Source organism: Methylobacterium sp. E-065, from assembly GCF_022829605.1.
In the GTDB taxonomy this organism is placed as follows: domain Bacteria; phylum Pseudomonadota; class Alphaproteobacteria; order Rhizobiales; family Beijerinckiaceae; genus Methylobacterium.
In genome coordinates, this window is sequence record NZ_JAKSYD010000289.1 from 54,427 (window position 1) to 72,643 (window position 18,217).

Sequence of the window (18,217 nt, forward strand, 5' to 3'; positions counted from 1 at the left end):
TCGCACATGTATGAAGACATTCACATCGGTGGGGTGCTGATCTCCTCGTTCGTCGCCTACGCCCTGGCGGCCTTCGTCATTCTCCTGCTGCTGCGCTGGGTTTTCGCCCGCATTCGCTTCAGTCGCTATGTTGCCAACGCCCCGCTCGCCGAGGCCGGCATCTACGTCTGTGTCCTCGCCCTGCTCATCGCGTTGATCTGATGCCTGAAACGACCGCCGACGAGGACGATCCCAAGCCCGCAGCCCGCGCGGGTGCGACGGATCACAACGATCTTTTGCCGATTGTCCCGCGCCGGGGCCGGGCTGCCAAGGTGTTCCGCTTGGCCGCCACCGGCGTGATCCTGCTCGTCGCCTTCGTGGCGGCCGCCTATGTCTGGGAATTCTACGTCGCGGCACCCTGGACGCGCGACGGGACGGTGCGGGTGCAGGTCGCCAACATCGCCCCGCAGGTCGCCGGGCAGATCGTGGATGTGCGCGTCCATGACAACCAGAACGTACACAAGGGCGACGTGCTCTACGTGATCGATCCGGTCGATTTCGAGGTCAACGTGACCTCGGCCGATGCCGAGGTGAAGAACCGCGAGGCCGATCTTCAGGTCAAGAACGCCCAGTCGGCCCGGCGGCAGGCGCTCACCACGGTCTCGACCTCGGTCGAGGAGAAGCAGCAATTTGCCGGTCAGGCCAAGATCGCTGAGGCCGCCCTGGAGAGCGCGCAGGCGCAGCTGCGTCAGGCCAAGATCAACCTCGAACGCACGCAGGTGAAATCCACCGTCAACGGTCGCGTCACCAACCTGCTGATGCGTGTCGGCGACTACGCCCGGACCGGAACGTCGAACATCAACGTGGTCGATACCGATTCGTACTGGATCGACGGCTACTTTGAAGAAACGAAGATGCCCAACATCCATGTCGGCGACCGGGCCGACGTCAAGCTGATGGGCTTCGACCCGCGCCTCAGCGGCACGGTGGCCAGCATCACCCTCGGCATCTCGACGGCGAATGCCGCTTCCAGCACGCAGGGCCTGCCGGACGTGAACCCGGTCTACACCTGGGTGCGTCTGGCGCAGCGCGTCCCCGTCCGCATCCGCATCGATCACGTTCCATCGGAGATCCCGCTGATCGCCGGCATGACCGCGACCGTCGTGGTCAATGGCGGCCGCGCACCGGCGCCAACGTGGTTCATGGATCTGCGGGAGCGCGTCTCTGCCCTGACGCAGACGCCCACCGTCGAGGCCGACCGGCGCTGACGACACGTTGGATGTGACTTGATTTCCGTTCGCTGCGCGTCCCCGCAGAAGCAAGAATGCGGGGCGTCGACCTGACCGTCTGAGTGGCGTCGCTGACCGGCAAGCCGCCGGAAGGCCTATAGCGTCGAGCGACCGGGGCGCCGCCTTGCTTGCTGAGTCCAACTCAGAAGCCGCCGATTGGTTGGGGCGCCATTGAAGTTTCTGCGCTGCCGTAGGATCGATCTAAGTGGTTGCGCGGCCTCATGATGCATCGCCGCATGGTGTCGGCTGTCGGGAAAAAGCTTTCAAGCGGCAAATTTGCAGTTGACCGACCGCTGTGACGGGCGCAGTCTCCCTGTGTGCTTCGCGAATGCAGGCACGGATCGGCCGGAAACCTTGAGGAGATCAGGTTTCGCAACGGTTGCGATTGGCTGAAACTGGAGGAGACAGGGATGACTCCACCGCAGCGGAACGCCGCATAGACGGTTTCGGGACAGGTTCGGCCCGGGCCCAGCGGCACCAGACGAACAACCGGACGGAAGCGGCTCCAGGGGCGCAGAAGCGGCCGATACGGCACGCCTTCGAATGCGCGAAAAGCCCCAACTTGAGCCGCACCGCCGTGGTTTCTCCAGAAAATCGGAATACCCTTACCTGCCCGGCAGCGCCGCGGCGGGAATTTGTCGTGGCGGAGGACGAGAAGGGCTCCCGCCCGGACCATTGCCGGCCGCTCAATTTACGGAGGCCGACGCGCTCCACAGGTGCGACCCGCTCCCTCTCCCGTGAGGGAGAGGGCTGGGGTGAGGGTCGAGAATTTTCAGGATAGGGCGCGTCATTAATGCGCCGACGGGATGTGCCTCTTTCGGGCAGTTCTCATCCCTCACCCTGTCCCTCTCCCGCTCGGGAGAGGGGACCCGCGCTTCGTTCATCGAAGGCGGTCTTACGCGCGTGCAGCGTTGCCGGCGGATACGCTGGCCAATCCACGTGCTCCACAAGCCCACCCGCCCCCTTCTCCTGAGCCGCGCGTGCACCTGGCCCGGGATGAGGTTATGGATGAGATGGTCGCTCGCTGCGACCCGCTCACGCGATCCCGAGCTTGGCCTTCAGCAGCGCGTTCACCGCGGCCGGGTTCGCCTTGCCGCCGGTGGCCTTCATGGTTTGTCCGACGAACCAGCCGAGCAGCGTCGGTTTTTCCTTGGCCTGGGCGACCTTGTCGGGATTGGCCGCGATGATCTGGTCGATCGCCGCCTCGATGGCGCCGGTATCGGTCACCTGCTTCATGCCGCGGCTCTCGACCAAAGCGCGCGGATCGCCGCCCTCGGTCCAGACGATCTCGAACAGATCCTTGGCGATCTTGCCCGAGATCACGTCCTCGCCGATCAGGTCGACGATCGCCCCGAGCTGCGCGGCCGAGACCGGGCTCGCCTCGATCGACAGGCCCTCCTTGTTGAGGCGGCCGAACAGCTCGTTGATGACCCAATTGGCTGCGGCCTTGCCGTCTCGGCCCTTGGCGACCGCCTCGTAGTAGTCGGCCGACGCCCGCTCGGCGACCAGCACGCCGGCATCGTAGGGCGAGAGGCCGTAATCCGCGACGAACCGCGCCTTCTTGGCGTCCGGCAGCTCGGGCAATCCTTCCGCCAGGCCGTCGACGAAGGCCTGATCGAACTCGAGCGGCAGCAGGTCCGGATCGGGGAAGTAGCGGTAATCGTGCGCCTCCTCCTTGGAGCGCATCGAGCGCGTCTCGCCCTTGCCGGGATCGAACAGGCGGGTTTCCTGATCGATCTTGCCGCCATCTTCCAGGATCGCGATCTGGCGGCGCGCCTCGGTCTCGATCGCCTGCCCGATGAAGCGGATCGAGTTGACGTTCTTGATCTCGCAGCGGGTGCCCAAAGGCTCGCCGGGAAGGCGCACCGAGACGTTCACGTCGGCGCGGAGCGAGCCCTTTTCCATGTCGCCGTCGCAGGTGCCGAGATAGCGCAAGATCGTGCGTAGCTTGGTGACGTAGGCCTTCGCCTCCTCGGACGAGCGCAGGTCCGGCCGGGAGACGATCTCCATCAGCGCCACGCCCGAGCGGTTGAGATCGACGAAGCTGCGGGTCGGGTCCTGATCGTGCAGCGACTTGCCGGCGTCCTGCTCCAGGTGCAGGCGCTCGATGCCGACCGTGATCGACGAACCGTCGGCCATGTCGACCAGCACCTCGCCCTCGCCGACAATCGGGTCCTTGTACTGCGAGATCTGGTAGCCCTGCGGCAGATCCGGGTAGAAGTAGTTCTTCCTGTCGAACACCGAGCGCAGGTTGATCTGGGCCTTGAGGCCGAGGCCGGTGCGCACCGCCTGGGCGATGCATTCGGCATTGATCACCGGCAGCATGCCGGGCATCGCGGCATCGACCAGCGAGACGTGGTCATTCGGCTCGGCCCCGAACTCGGTTGAGGCGCCGGAGAACAGCTTCGCCCGGCTGGAGACCTGGGCATGGACCTCCATGCCGACGATCACCTCCCAATCGTGGAGGCCGCCCTTGATCAGCTTCTTGGGGTCGACGGATGCGTTCATGGTCGTCCGGGCCGAGAGAGGTGCGTGGCGGGTTCCTCCCACCTGCGACCTCATCCTGAGGTGCTGCACAGCAGCCTCGAAGGAGGGCTCCAGGGATCGCGCGGCTGGCTGAAGGGCTCCTTCGAGGCCTCCGCTGCGCTCCGGCACCTCAGGATGAGGTCGCGAAGGGGGTCCGATGTCGTGCGGTCACTTACGGGCCGCGGCGCGAAAAGATCAAGCGCGCCGTCCGACAGCCCGGCGAGCCCCGTAGCCGAGGATCGCCCAGAGCAAAGCCGCCCCTGCCCGGACCGGGAAGAAGGTCGGCCCGTCATGGGTCACCGGCGCTGGCCATGGGATCCCGGCCGCGCTCACCGCGTAGGAGAACAGGACCGAGAATCCGAGCGCCGCGATCGCCGCGATGAACACCTTGCCGAACTGGCTGGCGGTCCATCCGAGATAGACCGCGACCACGATCAGCGCCGGATCGAAGCCGGCCCAGATCCAGACCGTCCAGGGGTAATACGGGACGGTCATGCCCACCAGGGCTCCGGCAGAGCGGTGCGGCCGGCGGAATCCTCGATCACCTGGGCGACGGCGAATAGCGTCTCCTCATCGAAGGGCCGCCCAATCAACTGGAGACCCAGCGGCAGCCCCTGCCCGTCGAGACCCGCCGGCACCGCGATGCCCGGGAGCCCGGCCATGTTCACCGTCACGGTGAACACGTCGTTGAGGTACATCTCCACAGGGTCCGCCGAGGCCTTTTCGCCGATACCGAAAGCGGCCGATGGCGTCGCCGGCGTGAGGATGGCATCGACGCCGTAGGCGTAAGCCTGCTCGAAGTCCCGCTTGATCAGCGTGCGGATCTTCTGGGCGCGGACGTAATAGGCGTCGTAGTAGCCGGCCGAGAGCACGTAGGTGCCGATCATGATCCGGCGCTTCACCTCGCGGCCGAAGCCGGCGGCGCGGGTGTTCTCGTACATCCCGGCGATGTCCTTGCCGGGGATCCGCAGGCCGTAGCGGACACCGTCGTAGCGGGCGAGGTTCGAGGAGGCCTCGGCCGGCGCCACGATGTAGTAGGCCGGCAGCGCATAGGACGTGTGCGGCAGCGAGATTTCCTTGATGGTCGCGCCGGCGGCCTTCAGCCACGCCGCGCCCTCGTCCCAGAGCTTCTGGATCTCGGCCGGCATGCCGTCGACCCGGTACTCCTTGGGGATGCCGATGGTCAGGCCCTTCACGCCGCGGGTGACCGCCGCCTCGAAGTCGGGCACCGCGAGGTCTGCACAGGTCGTGTCCCGGGCATCCGCGCCGGCCATCGAGCCGAGCAGGATCGCGCAGTCGCGCACCGTCCGGGCGATCGGGCCGGCCTGATCCAGCGAGGAGGCGAACGCCACCGTGCCCCAGCGCGAGCATCGCCCATAGGTCGGCTTGATCCCGACCGTGCCGGTGAAGGCCGCGGGCTGGCGGATCGAACCGCCGGTGTCGGTGGCGGTGGCGCCGAGGCAGAGCCGCGCCGCGACCGCGGCGGCCGAGCCGCCCGAGGAGCCGCCGGGCACGATCTGCGCGTCCGAGCCCGTGCGCCGCCAGGGCGAGACGACGTTGCCGTAGGCGCTGGTCTCGTTGGACGAGCCCATGGCGAATTCGTCGAGGTTCAGCTTGCCGAGCATCACGGCGCCGTCGCGCCAGAGATTGGCCGAGACCGCCGATTCGTAATGCGGCTCGAAGGTCTGCAGGATCTTGGAGCCCGCCGTCGTGGTCACGCCGTCGGTGCAGAACAGGTCCTTGATGCCGAGCGGGATGCCCTCCAGCGGCCGGGCCTCGCCGGTGGCGAGCTTCTGGTCCGACGCATCGGCCATCGCCAGGGCGCGGTCCGGCGTCTCCAGGAGATAGGCGTTCAGCGCGCGGGCCTTGCCCATGGCGTCGAGATGCGCCTGCGTCAGCTCGCGGGCCGAGAGCCGCTTCGCCTTGAGGGCGTCGCGCGCCTCGGCCAGGGTGAGTTCGTTCGGATTCACGCTGTTCCCGTCCCCGCGCGCCGCGGCACGCCCCTCAGAAATCCGGTCCGCTCGGTTCGCGCCGAGATCAGCCTACTCGACCACCTTCGGGACCAGGAAGTAATTGTCCTCGGTCTCGGGCGCGTTGGCGACCACGTCGGCGGCGCGGCCACCCTCGGTGACCACGTCCGCGCGCTTCTTCATCGCCATCGGCGTCACGGAGGTCATGGGCTCGACGCCGGACACGTCGACGGTTCCGAGTTGCTCCACGAAGGCCAGGATCGCGTTCAGCTCACCCTGCAGCGGCCCGACCTCGTCGTCGGTGACCGCGATGCGCGCCAGATGCGCGATCCGCCGAACCGTCTTCTCGTCGACCGACATGCCGTCCCGTTCGTCCCAGTCCGGGAGCAGCCTCCCGCGATCGGCCGGGCTATAGCATCGGCGTTCGACGCGCCGCAACGCGCGGTGTGGAAAGCTAGGCGTCCGACCGCCTTCGAGATCGGGTGGGCATGCCCCGGGTCAGGTCACCACGTGATGCGGCGTAACCGACATCTCGATGGTGATTCCGGTCTGCCGAACCGGCTGGACCATGGCCTGGGCAAAGCCCAAGACCAGGATCTCGAAAGCCAGCAGCAGCATCAGGCGATGCCGACGCGGCATCGCCAGCGGCGAGCGGAGAGGCGCAAAACGGGTGGGCTGGCCAAGTGTCGACACGGCAGGAACCCGCATGATGGTTTAACGATGTGTTTACCTACCTAACCGTGAACCGCCTCGCGTGCATCCGGGGCGATCTACGGAGAGCGGCAAGCCTGTGGATGAGAGACCGGGATCGATGTGGGAGCGGATCTTCACCAGCCTGTCCCCGGGCTTCACGCCGGGTGAGACGGAGCTCGACCGTGCAGCGGCGGAACTCGGCTTCGCCCTGCCGGCCTCCTACCGCAGCTTCTGCCGGACATGCGGCGTCGGCCTCGCGGGGGACCAGTTCAGGATCGCGGTTCCGGGCCCCTACGAGGCCAGCGATCTGATCACGCAGGCCGGCATCATCGCCCACAGCGTCGGAACCACGATCGGGATGCTGGAGGACGGGGCCGAAACGCACCGGTTCGATGTCGAGGGCGGCGATCCGGCCATCGTCGAACGGGCCTGCTTCTTCGGCCGCGGCGAGGATGGCGGGCTTCTGTTCTGGGACGTGTCCGGAAGCGGCCCGGAATACGATATCTGGCTGCTCGCCCCCGATCTCGAGACGATCCGGTTCGGCGGCGAGAGCCTGGACGACTTCTTCACGCGGGTCACCGCGCCCGCCGCCGCCCTGGTGCTCGGGCCAGGCTTCGAGCCGTTGCCCGCGCGATTCGAGGGCTTTGCGGAGGCCACGCTGGCACGCAGCACACAGGCGGACCCATGAATCACGACGCGATCCGCGCTTTCGCAACGGCCTCACGCGGCGGGACGCGGCTGATCGGCATCGATCTCGGTACCAAGACGATCGGCCTCGCGCTGTCCGATCTCGGCCGCCAGATCGCGACGCCGCTGGAGACGATCCGCCGGGTGAAGTTCACGCCGGACGCGCAGCGCCTCGCGGCCCTGTGCCGCCAGCACGCGGTCGGCGGTCTCGTGGTCGGCCTGCCGCTCAACATGGACGGCAGCGAAGGCCCGCGGGTGCAATCGACCCGGGCGTTCGTGCGCAACCTCGCGCCGATCCTGCCCCTGCCCCACGTGTTCTTCGACGAGCGCCTCTCGACCGCGGTTGTGACCCGGGCGCTGATCGAGGCGGACGCGTCCCGGGCCCGGCGCGGCGAACTCGTGGATAAGCTCGCCGCCGCCTACATCCTCCAGGGCTGCCTCGACGTGATGCGCCATCTCGCCGACGTCGACGCCGATGCGGCGGCCGACGCGGACCCGTTCAGCGGCTGAGCAGCGAGACCGCGCCGCTGCCGTGGCGCTCGATCCGCCCGTCGAGTTCCAGCTCCAGCAGGACGGTCTGCACCACCCGAATCTCGATGCCGGCGCTGCGCGCCAACTCGTCGGTGCCGACGGGGCTCGGTCCGAGCAACGCGACGATGCGGGCGCGCTCGTCGGCCGGCCCGGGCTCCTCGTCCATGTCGTCCGACTCGGCTCTCTCCGGCGGTTTGCCTAGGTCCGCAGCGAAAAAATCCTGCGGGATCGACCCGTCGAGGTCGATTTCGTCCCAGAAGTCCGGCTGCTCACGGAGATCCGGCCGGTCGCGCGCTGGGGCGGCGTCCGCATCCGGGCCGTGCTCGATGATCGGGCCGAGCACGTCGAGGACATGCGACACCTCGGAGACGAGCGCTGCTCCCTGGCGGATCAGATCGTTGGTGCCCTCTGCCCGCGGATCCAGCGGCGAGCCGGGAACCGCGAAGACCTCGCGGTTCTGCTCCAGCGCGTAGCGCGCGGTGATCAGCGAGCCGGAGCGGCGGGCCGCCTCGACCACCACGGTGCCGTACGACAGGCCCGAGATGATGCGGTTGCGCCGCGGGAAGTCGCGCCCGCGCGGCACCCAGCCCATCGGCATCTCGGCGAGCACCGCCCCACCCTCCTCCAGGATCGCGTCGACCAGGGCGGCGTGGTTGGCCGGGTAGATCTTGTCCTGCCCGCCGGCCATCACCGCGACGGTGCCGGTCGAGAGGCTCGCCTTGTGGGCCCGCGCGTCGATACCCCGGGCGAGGCCCGAGACCACCGTCAGGCCGGCCTCGCCGAGGCCCCGGGCCAGCCGCTCCGTGAAGGCGAGCCCGGCCGTCGAGGCATTGCGCGAGCCGACCAGGGCCACCGCCGGACGGTTCAGGATCGCGGCGCCGCGGAGCGCGAGGAGTGGCGGCGCCGCATCGGCCTGCTGAAGAAGGCGCGGAAAATCCGCCTCGCCGGTGGCGATCAGCCTGCCGCCGAGGCGCGCCAAAGCCGCGATCTCATCCTCGGCCTGCGCCCGGGTCGGCGGCTCCAGCCGCTTGCCCTGCCGCCGGCCGAGATCGGGCATCGCCTCGAGGGCGGCGGCCGCTCCGCCGAAGCGGTTGATCAGGGTGCGGAAGGTGCGCGGCCCGACGCCCTCGGTGCGGATCAGGCGCAGCCAATCGAGACGCTGGGCATCGGTGAGCTGCATGCGATCCCCCAAGGACCGCGCATCCCGTGCGTGCGCTCAGCCCTTCTGGCCGATGCGCCCCTCGGTGCCGGAGGCCAGCCGGCGGATGTTGGGCGCGTGCTTCCACCATAGCAGCACGCCCAGCAGCAGGAACAGCACAGCTTGCGCCGGCGCGCCGAGCGCCCACAATGCCAGGGGCGTCGCGGCCGAGGCGACGAGCGCCGCAAGCGACGAATACTTCAGCGCGAAGGCGAGACCGAGCCAGATCAACGCGAAGATTCCGAGGGCTGGCGGGGAGAAGGCGAGGAGCACGCCGATGAAGACGGCGACGCCCTTGCCGCCCTTGAAGCCGAGCCAGACGGGAAAGAGATGTCCCAGGAACGCCCCGAGACCAGCCGCCAGGGCCGGTCCCAAGCCGAAATGCAGGGCGACTAGGACCGATACCGTCCCCTTGAGGGCGTCGCCCAGCAGGGTCGCGGCGGCGAGGCCTTTGCGGCCCGTCCTCAGCACGTTGGTGGCGCCGATATTGCCGGAGCCGATCGCCCGCACGTCGCCGAGCCCGGCCAGCCGCGTGAAGATGAGGCCGAACGGAATCGAGCCCAGGGCGTATCCCAGGATGAGACCGAAGAGGACGAGGGGGTCTGTCGGGTCGGGAAACATCAGGCCGCTGCTGCCAGGTCATCGGCTGCGTGGACGATCGCGCCGCCAACCAGCGTCAGCACCGCAGCGCCCTGGAGGCGCGCTTCGTCGAACGGCGAGTTCTTCGAACGTGACTTCAACCGCCGTTTGTCGAGAACATAGGGCAGATCGGGGTCGATCAGCACGAGATCGGCCGGCGCACCGATCGCGAGGCGGCCGGCTTCGCGCCCGAGGATCCGGGCCGGATTCACCGTCAGCGCGGCGACGAGCTTGGCCAGATCGAGGTCACCGGTGTGGACGAGCCTTAGGGCCGCACCCAGCAGGGTTTCGATCCCGAGGGCGCCGTCCGCTGCCTCCGCGAAAGGCAGGCGCTTGGTCTCCACATCCTGCGGGTTGTGATCGGACACGACCACGTCGATCACGCCCTCACCCAAAGCCTGGACGATCGCGTGCCGGTCGGCCTCGTCGCGCAGCGGCGGCGAGAGCCGGCAGAAGGTTCGGTAATGGCCGATGTCGTTCTCGTTCAGCACGAGGTTGTTGACCGACACTCCGCAGGTCACCGGCAGACCGTCCTGCTTGGCCCGACGGACGATCTCCACCGAATCTGCACATGAGATCATGGCGGCGTGGTAGCGGGCGCCGGTCAGCCGCACGAGGCGGATGTCGCGCTCCAGCATCACGGTCTCGGCCTCGCGGGGGATGCCCATCAGGCCGAGGCGGGAGGCGAGTTCGCCCTCGTTCATCACGCCTTCGGCGACGAGATCCGCATCCTCGACATGCTGCATCACCAGAGCGTCGAAGTCCCGGGCGTAGGTCAGGGCGCGCCGCATCACCTGGGCGTTGGCGACAGCGCGCAGCCCGTCCGTGAACGCCACCGCGCCGGCCTCCTTGAGCAGGCCGAACTCGGTCATCTCCCGGCCGGCGAGCCCCTTGGTGATCGCGGCGGCCGGCAGGACGTTGACGCTCGCCGTGTCGCGGGCCCGCCGCAGCACGAAATCGACGATGGCCGGCCCGTCGATCACCGGGTTGGTGTCCGGCATGCAGACCAGGGTGGTCACGCCCCCCGCGGCGGCGGCGGCGCTCGCCGAGGCCAGGGTCTCACGATGCTCAGCCCCGGGTTCGCCCACGAAGGCGCGCATGTCGATCAGGCCGGGGGTCAGGACCCGGCCGACGCAATCGATTCTTCTCGTACCCTCCGGCGTGCCCGGGGCTGCGCCGCTGACGATGTCGGCGATCCGGCCGTCCCGCACCAAGACCGCACCCGGGGTCTCCCGTCCCGTCGCCGGGTCGAGGAGTTTGGCGTTCGCCAGAAGGTAGCTGCTCACAGGGGCGTCCTCGCGGATGAGGCCGGACCATCGAGGCGCATGGCAAGGCCGGCCGCCGCCATATGGGCCTTGGCCTCGGCGACGCTCGCCTGTCCGAAATGGAAGATGGAGGCCGCCAGCACTGCGCTCGCCCCGCCCTCGGCCACGCCGGCCACGAGATCGTCGAGGCCGCCGACGCCACCGGAGGCGATGACCGGCACAGAGACCGAGTCGCTGATCGCCCGCGTGAGGGCGAGATCGTAGCCGGAGCGTGTCCCGTCCTTGTCCATGGAGGTGACCAGCAATTCACCCGCGCCCTTGCCGGCGACCAATCGGGCGAAGGCGACGGCATCGATCCCCGTCGGGTCGCGGCCGCCATGGGTGAAGATGTCCCAGGAAGCGGGCGCCCCGGGCGGCGAGACGCGCTTGGCGTCGATCGCCACCACGATGCACTGGGCGCCGAATTTTTCCGCCGCTCGGGCGACGAGGTCCGGATCCTTCACGGCCGCGGTGTTGATCGCGACCTTGTCGGCCCCGGCGAGCAGCAGGGCCCGGACATCCTCGACCGTGCGGACGCCGCCGCCGACGGTGAGCGGCATGAAGCAAGCCTCGGCGGTCCGGCTGACGATGTCGAGCAGCGTGCCGCGGGCTTCGCGGCTCGCGGTGATGTCGAGGAAGCACAGCTCGTCGGCGCCGGCCGCGTCGTAGACCTTGGCGGCCTCGACGGGGTCGCCGGCATCGCGCAGGCCCTCGAAGCGCACGCCCTTCACGACGCGCCCGTCCTTCACGTCGAGGCAGGGGATGATGCGAGTCTTGAGCAAGGGCGGCTCTTCAGTCCGAAGTGTCTTCTGGATCGGCTGAGAAGGGTCGCGTCAGCAACTCTTCTCGCGAGTAAGGACATTCTTTTGGGAACAGCCTCAAAGGCAAGCCCGTCTCGGCGGCCGCCTCTTCCCGCGCATCTCGGTAAGCGCGCTCGAAGGCCTGGACCAGACGGCTCTTGAGCCCGGGATTGTCCTCAAGCACATCGGCCGCTCTGTTTCGATGCATCCGAATCGAGACCGTCCAGCTGCGGCTTCGGCGTTCCGGCTGGTAATCGAACTTGAGCATGTGCAGCAAGACGACGCGCCAGAGGCTGACCAGACTGTCATACTGGCTCCTGCCCAAGCTCTCGATCTCCTCGGCAAGATTTTCGCGGTCGAGCCCTGAGACGTCTCCGGCCCGCAAACGCGCACCCTGCTCCTGGGTCCAGGTGTAGAAATCGTCCGCGTAGGCCGTTCCGGCCGGCGCGGGCCGAGTCTTCAATGCAGTCATCGAAGCCTCCGGTCTCGGCGCCCTCGCTGCGCTTCCTCTATCACGAAGCCGGGCCGCGCGCTCCAGCGATCGCCGCCAGAGCCGCCTGCGGATCGATCCGCCCGTCGTAGAGCGCCCGCCCCGTGATGGCACCGGCGATCAGCGCGCAATCCGGCTGGAGCAGGCGATGCACGTCGTCGATCGACGCAAGGCCGCCCGAGGCGATCACCGGGATGCGCACGGCCTGCGCCAGCGCCAGGGTCATCTCGACGTTGAGGCCCTTCAGGATCCCGTCCCGGGCGATGTCGGTATAGATGAGTGCCGCGACGCCCGCGTCCTCGAAGCGTCGGCCGAGGTCTTCGGCGGTCATGCTGGAGGTCTGCGCCCAGCCCTCGACGGCGACGCGCCCGTCCTTGGCATCGATACCGACCGCGATTTTCCCCGGGTGCTGGCGGGCAGCCTCGCGGACGAATTCGGGATCGCGCACCGCCGCAGTGCCGATGATCACCCGCGACACGCCCTTGGCGAGCCAGCCTTCCAGGGTCTTCATCTCGCGGATGCCGCCGCCGAGCTGTACCGGGATCGTCACGCGCTGCAGGATCGCGTCGACCGCCGCGGCGTTGCGAGGGGCGCCCGCGAAGGCCCCGTCGAGATCGACCACGTGCAGCCAGGGAAAGCCCTGCCCCTCGAAGATTGCGGCCTGCGCGGCCGGATCGTCGCCGAACACCTTGGCCTGGGCCATGTCGCCCTGGATGAGGCGGACGCAGCGTCCCTCCTTGAGGTCGATCGCTGGGTAGAGGATCACGGGAATATCTGTCCTTGTTGCCGGGGCGGAGCCGCCGTCAGGGCCGCCAGTTCAAGAAATTCGCGATGAGCGCGAGGCCCAGCCGCTGGCTCTTCTCCGGGTGGAATTGCGTGCCGGCGACGTTGCCCCGGGCGACCAGGGCGGTGATGGGTCCGCCGTAATCAGCGCGGGCGACCACGTCGTCGGGACTTTCGGGTGACAGCGCGTAGCTGTGCACGAAATAGGCGTGCAGGCCGTCCTCGCCGATGGGAATGCCGGCAAGCAGCGCGTGATCGCGGGCCGGCCGCAGGGTGTTCCAGCCCATGTGGGGGACTTTCAATGTCGGATCCGACGGCTTGATCGGGCCGACATCGCCGGGGATCCAGCCGAGACCCGGCGTCGTGGTATATTCCAGCCCGCGGGTCGCCAGGAGCTGCATCCCGACGCAGATGCCGAGGAACGGCCGCGCGTCCCGGTGAGCCACCTGGGTCATCGCCTCGACCATGCCGGGCACGGCGTCGAGCCCGCGGCGGCAATCCGCGTAGGCGCCCACGCCGGGCAGGACGATGCGATCGGCGGCGGCCACAACCTCCGGGTCCGCCGTCAGGCAGATCCGCGCAGCGTGCCCGGACTCGCGGGCGGCACGCTCGAAGGCCTTGGCGGCGGAGTGGAGGTTGCCCGATCCGTAATCGATGATCGCGACCGTCTCGGTACTCATGCGCGTGTCGTCCGCCCCATCACCGGGCGCCCTCCTGAGCAGGGAACAGGCCGATCACCGGTTCGCCCCGGCGGCTCGGCCCGCTCGGGAAGGGGGCGCGTGCCGCCGCCGGGTTCGCGCCCAGCCAGCGATTGAGCGCGCGCGCTTCGGCCTCTTCGGACGTACCGGCGATCACGGCATCGCGCGCCGGCCAACCCCGACGGGTGAGGGTCCAGCGACGCAGGCTCGACGCTTCCAGCCCGACCAGCCATCCGAAAAGCAGCGTGACGATCAGGCCGGCGCCGGACGGCAGCCCGAGCAGGATCCCCCCGCCGGCGAGCGCGATCAGGCCGATCAGCACGATCAGCGCCACGATCCACAGCCGGTGGTAGAGGAACCACAGCACCGTGAACGCAAAGGCCGACCACGAAAAGCCGTCCGGCACCAGCACGGCCCGATCGAGGCCGATCGCCTCGCCAGGGCGCGCATCGGGGGGCAGGTGGAGCGTGTAGCTGCGCATCCGCATCGCGGGACTCCGACAACGGCGCTCTCAAACCGCCATCGAGGCGGTCGAGGAGCGCGACGACAAGATGCTCTACAGGGAGCCCTTCGTGGAGGGAACGCGCCCCTCCTCCCGCGGATCGATCGCCACGGCCTTCCGCAAGGCTCGAGCCAGCCCCTTGAAGCAGCTCTCCGCGATGTGGTGGGCGTTGTCGCCGTACAGCGTCTCGACGTGAAGGGTCAGGCCGGCATTCATCGCGAAGGCCTGGAACCACTCGCGCACCAGCTCGGTGTCGAACTGCCCGATTTTCTCGACGCGGAATGTCGTGCGGAACACCAGGAACGGGCGCCCGGAAATATCGACGCAGACGCGGGTCAGCGCCTCGTCCATGGGCAGGTGGATGTCGGCATAGCGCGTCACCCCACGCTTGTCCCCGAGCGCCTTCGCAAAGGCCTGACCGAGCGCGATGCCGCAATCCTCGGCGGAATGGTGCTGGTCGATGTGCAGGTCGCCGTCCACCTTCACGTCGAGGTCGAACAGGGCGTGCCGCGCCAGCAGATCGAGCATGTGGTCGAGGAAGCCGATCCCGGTGGCGATCGTCGATCGGCCGGTCCCGTCGAGGGCGACGGTGACCGCGATGTCGGTCTCCGCGGTCTTACGGGTGATGGTGGCGCTACGCATTTGTCTTCGGATTTCGCGTCGAGGGCGGCCGTTGCCGCCCGCGCCTTCTAGAGGGAGTCCCGCCGAAAGGGAAAGGGCCGCTGCCTATCCGTTCAGCACCCGCCCCGCGACGGCGTCGAGTTTGGCGAGCAGCGCGGGGTCGCGGACGGCCGGCGCCGTCATGATCGCCCCGTCGAGCGCCCGGTGCGAACCTGCCGGACAGGGCTCGCGTTCGGTCGGGAAATCGCGCGCCAGCCGCGCGACGAGCCGCGCTGCCTTGTCGGCGTTGGCGCGCGCCACCGCCACCACGGCGGCCACGTCCACCGCGTCGTGGCCGGGGTGCCAGCAATCGAAATCGGTCACCATGGCGATGGTCGCGTAGGTGATCTCGGCCTCGCGGGCGAGCTTGGCCTCGGGCATGTTGGTCATGCCGATCACGTCGAAGCCCTGCGCCTTGTAGGCCCGGGATTCGGCGAGCGAGGAGAATTGCGGCCCGTCCATGCAGACGTAGGTCCCGCCGCGATGGACCGCGATCTCTTCGGCCTTGGCGGCATTCGCGATGCGTCCCTGGAGGCCGGGCCCCACCGGATGGGCCAGCGAGACGTGGGCGACGCAGCCGTCGCCGAAGAACGAGTTGGCCCGGCCATGAGTGCGATCGACGAATTGATCGACCAGCACGAACAGGCCCGGCGGCAGCTCCTCGCGGAACGAGCCGCAGGCGGAGAGCGACACGAGATCGGTGACCCCGGCGCGCTTCATCGCGTCGATGTTGGCGCGGTAGTTGATGCCGGCGGGCGAGAAGCGATGGCCGCGGCCGTGCCGGGCCAGGAACACGATCTTGGTGTCGCCGATCCGCCCGATGCGCAGCGCATCCGAAGGCTCGCCCCAGGGGGAGGCTACACGTTCCTCGCGGACATCTTCGAGCCCAGGCAGGTCGTAGACGCCGGAGCCGCCCATAACCCCGAGTACCGCTGCCGTCATGCCGGGAATCCTGTCATCGGGCGGCGCAGATGGCCCCCCTGTCCCATCCAACACCTCATCCTGAGGTGCCGGAGCGAAGCGGAGGCCTCGAAGGAGATCTCCGAAAGCCGCAGCGATCCCTGCAGCCCGCCTTCAAGGCCCGCTGACGCGGTCACCTCAGGATGAGGTAACGGACAAGACAGGCGGTCTCGAAAGCTGGCGTACGCCGCGACAGCCGAGCGGTAGCATGGACAGCCAGCCAAAAAAAAGATGGGCCCCCACGAGGGAGGCCCACCGGCATCATCGATCTGGTGCATCGGCTCAATAGGCCTTGTGCAGCTCCGGCTGGAGGCCGTGGACCTCGCCGCCGACATCGGCCCAGATCTTCTTCTTCACGTAGTAGAGCAGCCCCGACAGGATGATCAGGAACAGGATCACCCGGAAGCCCAGGGCCTTGCGGTCCATCATGTGAGGCTCGGCCGACCACATCAGGAAGGCCGCGACGTCCTTGCCGTATTGATCGACGGTCTCGGGCGCCACCGGCTGGCCCTTGTCGTCCTTCGGGTAGGTGACCTGCCCGTCGGAGATCGGCGGCGGCATCGCGATGATGTGGCCGGGATAGTACTTGTTGTAGTGGCCGCCATCCGGAACCGTGAAGTCCTTCGGCGCCTCTTCGTAGCCGTTGAGCAGCGCATGGATGTAGTCGGGGCCCTGCTCCGAGTAGCCGATCAGGGGCAGCCAGTCGGTAAGGAAGTAGAGCGAGCCGCGGGAGAAGGTCCGCGCCTTGGCGATCACCGAAAAGTCCGGAGGCGCCTTGCCGCCGTTCGCCGCCGCCGCGGCCTGATCGTTCGGGAAGGGTGGCGGGAACGTGTCGGCCGGGCGACCGGGGCGTTCGAACATGTCGCCCGCATCGTTCGGCCCGTCCTTGACCTGATAGGTCGCGGCGAGTGCCTTGACCTGGCCGGCGGTGAAGTCGGGTCCGCCCTCCTGCGCGAGGTTGCGGAAGGAGACCAGCTTCATCGAATGGCAGGCCGAGCAGACTTCCTTGTAGACCTGGAAGCCGCGCTGCAGCTGCGCGGCGTCGAAGCGGCCGAACGTGCCGGCGAAGCTCCATTTTACGCGGGCCGGGATCGGGCCACCATGGCCTTCCTCGGCGGAGGACGGCACGGTGCCGATCAGGAAGGCCGCAAGGGCGGCCGCGGCGGTCATCGGGAGGACGCGGGTCATGTTCATGGTCCTGTCGTCAGCCCGTCAGCCCTTGGTGGTCGGAGCGGCGGCGGCGCCCGCTGGCATGCCGGATCCGCTGACCTGCTTGCCCGGTCCGGTCACGCTCTCGAGGATCGAGCCGGGTAGTTTCTTCGGTGTCTCGAACAGGCCGCAGAGCGGCATGACGATCAGGAAGTGGGCGAAGTAGTAGGCCGTGCAGACCTGCGACGCGATCACGTAGCCACCCTCGGGAGGCTGCGAGCCGAGCCAGCCGAGCAGAAGGGTCGTTCCGATGAACACCCAGAAGAACTGGCGGTAGATCGGCCGGTAGTTGCACGACCGGATCCGCGACGTGTCGAGCCACGGCGCGAAGGCCAGAATGAGCACCGCCGAGAACATCAGGATGACGCCGCCGAGCTTGCTCGGGACCGCGCGCAGGATCGCGTAGAACGGCAGGAAGTACCATTCCGGCACGATGTGCGCGGGCGTCACGGCGGGGTTCGCCGGGATGTAGTTGTCCGCGTGGCCGAGGAAGTTCGGCTGGAAGAACAGGAACCACGCGAACAGGATCATGAACACGCAGGTCGCGAACACATCCTTGACCGTCGCGTAGGGGGTGAACGGCACCGTGTCCTTGCCCGACTTGATCGGGATCCCGGCCGGGTTGTTCTGACCCGTGACGTGCAGCGCCCAGACGTGGAGCACGACGACGCCCGCGATCATCCAGGGCAGGAGATAATGCAGCGAGAAGAAGCGGTTCACCGTCGGGTTTCCGACCGAGTAGCCGCCCCAGAGCAGGGTCTGGATCGTGTCGCCGACCACCGGGATCGCCGCCAGGATGTTGGTGATGACGGTGGCGCCCCAGAAGCTCATCTGGCCCCATGGCAGCGTGTAGCCGAGGAAGGCCGTGGCCATCATCAGCAGGTAGATGACGACGCCGAGGATGTAGAGCACCTCGCGGGGGGCCTTGTACGACCCGTAATAGAGCGCCCGGAACATGTGGACGTAGACCGCCACGAAGAACATCGACGCGCCGTTGGCGTGCGCGTAGCGCAGCAGCCAGCCGTAGTTCACGTCGCGCATGATCTTCTCGACGGAGTTGAAAGCGCCAGTCGCGGAAGGCTCGTAGTGCATCGCCAGCCAGACGCCGGTGATGATCTGGATGCCGAGGAAGGCGGCGAGAATCGCGCCGAAGGTCCAGAAGTAATTGAGGTTCCGCGGAACCGGGTAGGCGATGAAGGACGAGTGCACCAGCCCGGCGATGGGCAGGCGCGCCTCGAACCATTTGGCTACGCGGCTCTTGGGGACGTAGGTGCTGGCCGTACCGCTCATGCTTCCGTC

General features: G+C 68.2%; 21 protein-coding genes. 4 read left to right on the forward strand and 17 right to left on the reverse strand.

What is annotated here, in order from left to right; genetic code table 11:
• The first annotated feature begins 6 nt into the window (after positions 1 to 6).
• Together MKK84_RS32200 and MKK84_RS32205 are read left to right on the forward strand one after the other, a co-directional pair.
• Positions 7 to 201 carry a DUF1656 domain-containing protein gene (locus MKK84_RS32200; RefSeq protein WP_243926602.1) on the forward strand — a complete coding sequence of 65 codons (195 nt, stop codon included), beginning with the start codon at positions 7 to 9 and terminating at the stop codon, positions 199 to 201.
• On the forward strand, positions 201 to 1,247 hold the full coding sequence (locus tag MKK84_RS32205; protein WP_243926604.1) for an HlyD family secretion protein: 1,047 nt from the start codon (positions 201 to 203) through the stop codon (positions 1,245 to 1,247). Before MKK84_RS32200 ends, MKK84_RS32205 begins: the two co-directional genes overlap by 1 nt.
• Before the next feature lie 1,056 nt (positions 1,248 to 2,303).
• Here the strand turns inward: MKK84_RS32205 and gatB are convergent.
• From gatB to MKK84_RS32230, 5 genes are all read right to left on the reverse strand, one after another.
• Complete coding sequence (gene gatB, locus MKK84_RS32210) at positions 2,304 to 3,776, reverse strand: Asp-tRNA(Asn)/Glu-tRNA(Gln) amidotransferase subunit GatB (protein ID WP_243926606.1); 1,473 nt, start codon at positions 3,774 to 3,776, stop codon at positions 2,304 to 2,306.
• 213 nt (positions 3,777 to 3,989) lie between these two features.
• Positions 3,990 to 4,289, reverse strand: a complete 300-nt coding sequence (locus tag MKK84_RS32215) for a hypothetical protein (protein WP_243926875.1) — start codon at positions 4,287 to 4,289, stop codon at positions 3,990 to 3,992.
• Positions 4,286 to 5,764 carry an Asp-tRNA(Asn)/Glu-tRNA(Gln) amidotransferase subunit GatA gene (gatA, locus tag MKK84_RS32220; protein WP_243926608.1) on the reverse strand — a complete coding sequence of 493 codons (1,479 nt, stop codon included), beginning with the start codon at positions 5,762 to 5,764 and terminating at the stop codon, positions 4,286 to 4,288. The genes MKK84_RS32215 and gatA overlap by 4 nt, the downstream gene beginning before the upstream one ends.
• A 72-nt stretch (positions 5,765 to 5,836) precedes the next feature.
• Positions 5,837 to 6,124 (reverse strand): Asp-tRNA(Asn)/Glu-tRNA(Gln) amidotransferase subunit GatC, encoded by a 288-nt coding sequence (gene gatC / locus MKK84_RS32225; RefSeq protein WP_243926610.1) that lies wholly within the window; start codon positions 6,122 to 6,124, stop codon positions 5,837 to 5,839.
• A gap of 138 nt (positions 6,125 to 6,262) precedes the next feature.
• Complete coding sequence (locus MKK84_RS32230; RefSeq protein ID WP_243926612.1) at positions 6,263 to 6,457, reverse strand: hypothetical protein; 195 nt, start codon at positions 6,455 to 6,457, stop codon at positions 6,263 to 6,265.
• A 118-nt stretch (positions 6,458 to 6,575) separates the two neighbouring features.
• Between MKK84_RS32230 and MKK84_RS32235 the strand changes: the two genes are divergently transcribed.
• Both MKK84_RS32235 and ruvX read left to right on the forward strand, forming a co-directional pair.
• Entirely contained in the window at positions 6,576 to 7,145 is a 570-nt protein-coding gene (locus MKK84_RS32235; RefSeq protein ID WP_243926614.1) for an SMI1/KNR4 family protein, read from the forward strand.
• Entirely contained in the window at positions 7,142 to 7,654 is a 513-nt protein-coding gene (ruvX, locus tag MKK84_RS32240) for a Holliday junction resolvase RuvX (RefSeq protein ID WP_243926616.1), read from the forward strand. Before MKK84_RS32235 ends, ruvX begins: the two co-directional genes overlap by 4 nt.
• On the opposite strand, the gene dprA is transcribed toward ruvX, so the two are convergent.
• The 12 genes from dprA to MKK84_RS32300 all read right to left on the reverse strand — a co-directional run bounded on the left by dprA (position 7,644) and on the right by MKK84_RS32300 (position 18,208).
• Positions 7,644 to 8,855: a DNA-processing protein DprA gene (gene dprA / locus MKK84_RS32245; protein WP_243926618.1), complete on the reverse strand. Its 1,212-nt coding sequence runs from the start codon at positions 8,853 to 8,855 to the stop codon at positions 7,644 to 7,646. The two genes, ruvX and dprA, sit on opposite strands and share 11 nt — an antisense overlap.
• Before the next feature lie 36 nt (positions 8,856 to 8,891).
• The gene (gene plsY / locus MKK84_RS32250; protein WP_243926620.1) at positions 8,892 to 9,494 is read right to left on the reverse strand and encodes a glycerol-3-phosphate 1-O-acyltransferase PlsY; all 603 of its coding nucleotides are present in this window, start codon (positions 9,492 to 9,494) and stop codon (positions 8,892 to 8,894) included.
• On the reverse strand, positions 9,494 to 10,798 hold the full coding sequence (locus MKK84_RS32255) for a dihydroorotase (RefSeq protein ID WP_243926622.1): 1,305 nt from the start codon (positions 10,796 to 10,798) through the stop codon (positions 9,494 to 9,496). The genes plsY and MKK84_RS32255 overlap by 1 nt, the downstream gene beginning before the upstream one ends.
• Positions 10,795 to 11,598: an imidazole glycerol phosphate synthase subunit HisF gene (gene hisF / locus MKK84_RS32260; RefSeq protein WP_243926624.1), complete on the reverse strand. Its 804-nt coding sequence runs from the start codon at positions 11,596 to 11,598 to the stop codon at positions 10,795 to 10,797. Before hisF ends, MKK84_RS32255 begins: the two co-directional genes overlap by 4 nt.
• Before the next feature lie 10 nt (positions 11,599 to 11,608).
• On the reverse strand, positions 11,609 to 12,088 hold the full coding sequence (locus tag MKK84_RS32265) for a DUF29 domain-containing protein (RefSeq protein WP_243926626.1): 480 nt from the start codon (positions 12,086 to 12,088) through the stop codon (positions 11,609 to 11,611).
• Positions 12,089 to 12,128: 40 nt separating this feature from the next.
• Positions 12,129 to 12,872 (reverse strand): 1-(5-phosphoribosyl)-5-[(5-phosphoribosylamino)methylideneamino]imidazole-4-carboxamide isomerase, encoded by a 744-nt coding sequence (gene hisA, locus MKK84_RS32270; RefSeq protein WP_243926628.1) that lies wholly within the window; start codon positions 12,870 to 12,872, stop codon positions 12,129 to 12,131.
• Between the two features lie 37 nt (positions 12,873 to 12,909).
• Positions 12,910 to 13,569, reverse strand: a complete 660-nt coding sequence (gene hisH / locus MKK84_RS32275) for an imidazole glycerol phosphate synthase subunit HisH (RefSeq protein ID WP_243926630.1) — start codon at positions 13,567 to 13,569, stop codon at positions 12,910 to 12,912.
• 19 nt (positions 13,570 to 13,588) lie between these two features.
• Positions 13,589 to 14,074, reverse strand: a complete 486-nt coding sequence (locus MKK84_RS32280) for a DUF2628 domain-containing protein (protein ID WP_243926632.1) — start codon at positions 14,072 to 14,074, stop codon at positions 13,589 to 13,591.
• 69 nt (positions 14,075 to 14,143) lie between these two features.
• Positions 14,144 to 14,731 carry an imidazoleglycerol-phosphate dehydratase HisB gene (gene hisB, locus MKK84_RS32285; protein WP_091713594.1) on the reverse strand — a complete coding sequence of 196 codons (588 nt, stop codon included), beginning with the start codon at positions 14,729 to 14,731 and terminating at the stop codon, positions 14,144 to 14,146.
• 84 nt (positions 14,732 to 14,815) lie between these two features.
• Complete coding sequence (locus tag MKK84_RS32290) at positions 14,816 to 15,691, reverse strand: S-methyl-5'-thioadenosine phosphorylase (RefSeq protein ID WP_243926634.1); 876 nt, start codon at positions 15,689 to 15,691, stop codon at positions 14,816 to 14,818.
• Between the two features lie 300 nt (positions 15,692 to 15,991).
• Positions 15,992 to 16,897, reverse strand: coding sequence for a cytochrome c1 (locus MKK84_RS32295; RefSeq protein WP_243926636.1), 906 nt, complete (start codon positions 16,895 to 16,897; stop codon positions 15,992 to 15,994).
• A gap of 24 nt (positions 16,898 to 16,921) precedes the next feature.
• Entirely contained in the window at positions 16,922 to 18,208 is a 1,287-nt protein-coding gene (locus MKK84_RS32300) for a cytochrome b (protein WP_243926638.1), read from the reverse strand.
• Positions 18,209 to 18,217 lie beyond the last annotated feature (9 nt).

What these genes read in the sequence shown, in the direction of transcription:
- MKK84_RS32280 (WP_243926632.1), bottom strand. Translation starts at nt 14,074, where the DNA reads ATGCGGATGCGCAGCTACACGCTCCACCTGCCCCCCGATGCGCGCCCT.
- hisH (WP_243926630.1), bottom strand. Translation starts at nt 13,569, where the DNA reads ATGAGTACCGAGACGGTCGCGATCATCGATTACGGATCGGGCAACCTC.
- MKK84_RS32205 (WP_243926604.1), top strand. Translation starts at nt 201, where the DNA reads ATGCCTGAAACGACCGCCGACGAGGACGATCCCAAGCCCGCAGCCCGC.
- MKK84_RS32215 (WP_243926875.1), bottom strand. Translation starts at nt 4,289, where the DNA reads ATGACCGTCCCGTATTACCCCTGGACGGTCTGGATCTGGGCCGGCTTC.
- plsY (WP_243926620.1), bottom strand. Translation starts at nt 9,494, where the DNA reads ATGTTTCCCGACCCGACAGACCCCCTCGTCCTCTTCGGTCTCATCCTG.
- MKK84_RS32265 (WP_243926626.1), bottom strand. Translation starts at nt 12,088, where the DNA reads ATGACTGCATTGAAGACTCGGCCCGCGCCGGCCGGAACGGCCTACGCG.
- MKK84_RS32200 (WP_243926602.1), top strand. Translation starts at nt 7, where the DNA reads ATGTATGAAGACATTCACATCGGTGGGGTGCTGATCTCCTCGTTCGTC.
- MKK84_RS32295 (WP_243926636.1), bottom strand. Translation starts at nt 16,897, where the DNA reads ATGACCCGCGTCCTCCCGATGACCGCCGCGGCCGCCCTTGCGGCCTTC.
- MKK84_RS32290 (WP_243926634.1), bottom strand. Translation starts at nt 15,691, where the DNA reads ATGACGGCAGCGGTACTCGGGGTTATGGGCGGCTCCGGCGTCTACGAC.
- gatB (WP_243926606.1), bottom strand. Translation starts at nt 3,776, where the DNA reads ATGAACGCATCCGTCGACCCCAAGAAGCTGATCAAGGGCGGCCTCCAC.
- MKK84_RS32300 (WP_243926638.1), bottom strand. Translation starts at nt 18,208, where the DNA reads ATGAGCGGTACGGCCAGCACCTACGTCCCCAAGAGCCGCGTAGCCAAA.
- ruvX (WP_243926616.1), top strand. Translation starts at nt 7,142, where the DNA reads ATGAATCACGACGCGATCCGCGCTTTCGCAACGGCCTCACGCGGCGGG.
- hisB (WP_091713594.1), bottom strand. Translation starts at nt 14,731, where the DNA reads ATGCGTAGCGCCACCATCACCCGTAAGACCGCGGAGACCGACATCGCG.
- dprA (WP_243926618.1), bottom strand. Translation starts at nt 8,855, where the DNA reads ATGCAGCTCACCGATGCCCAGCGTCTCGATTGGCTGCGCCTGATCCGC.
- gatC (WP_243926610.1), bottom strand. Translation starts at nt 6,124, where the DNA reads ATGTCGGTCGACGAGAAGACGGTTCGGCGGATCGCGCATCTGGCGCGC.
- MKK84_RS32235 (WP_243926614.1), top strand. Translation starts at nt 6,576, where the DNA reads ATGTGGGAGCGGATCTTCACCAGCCTGTCCCCGGGCTTCACGCCGGGT.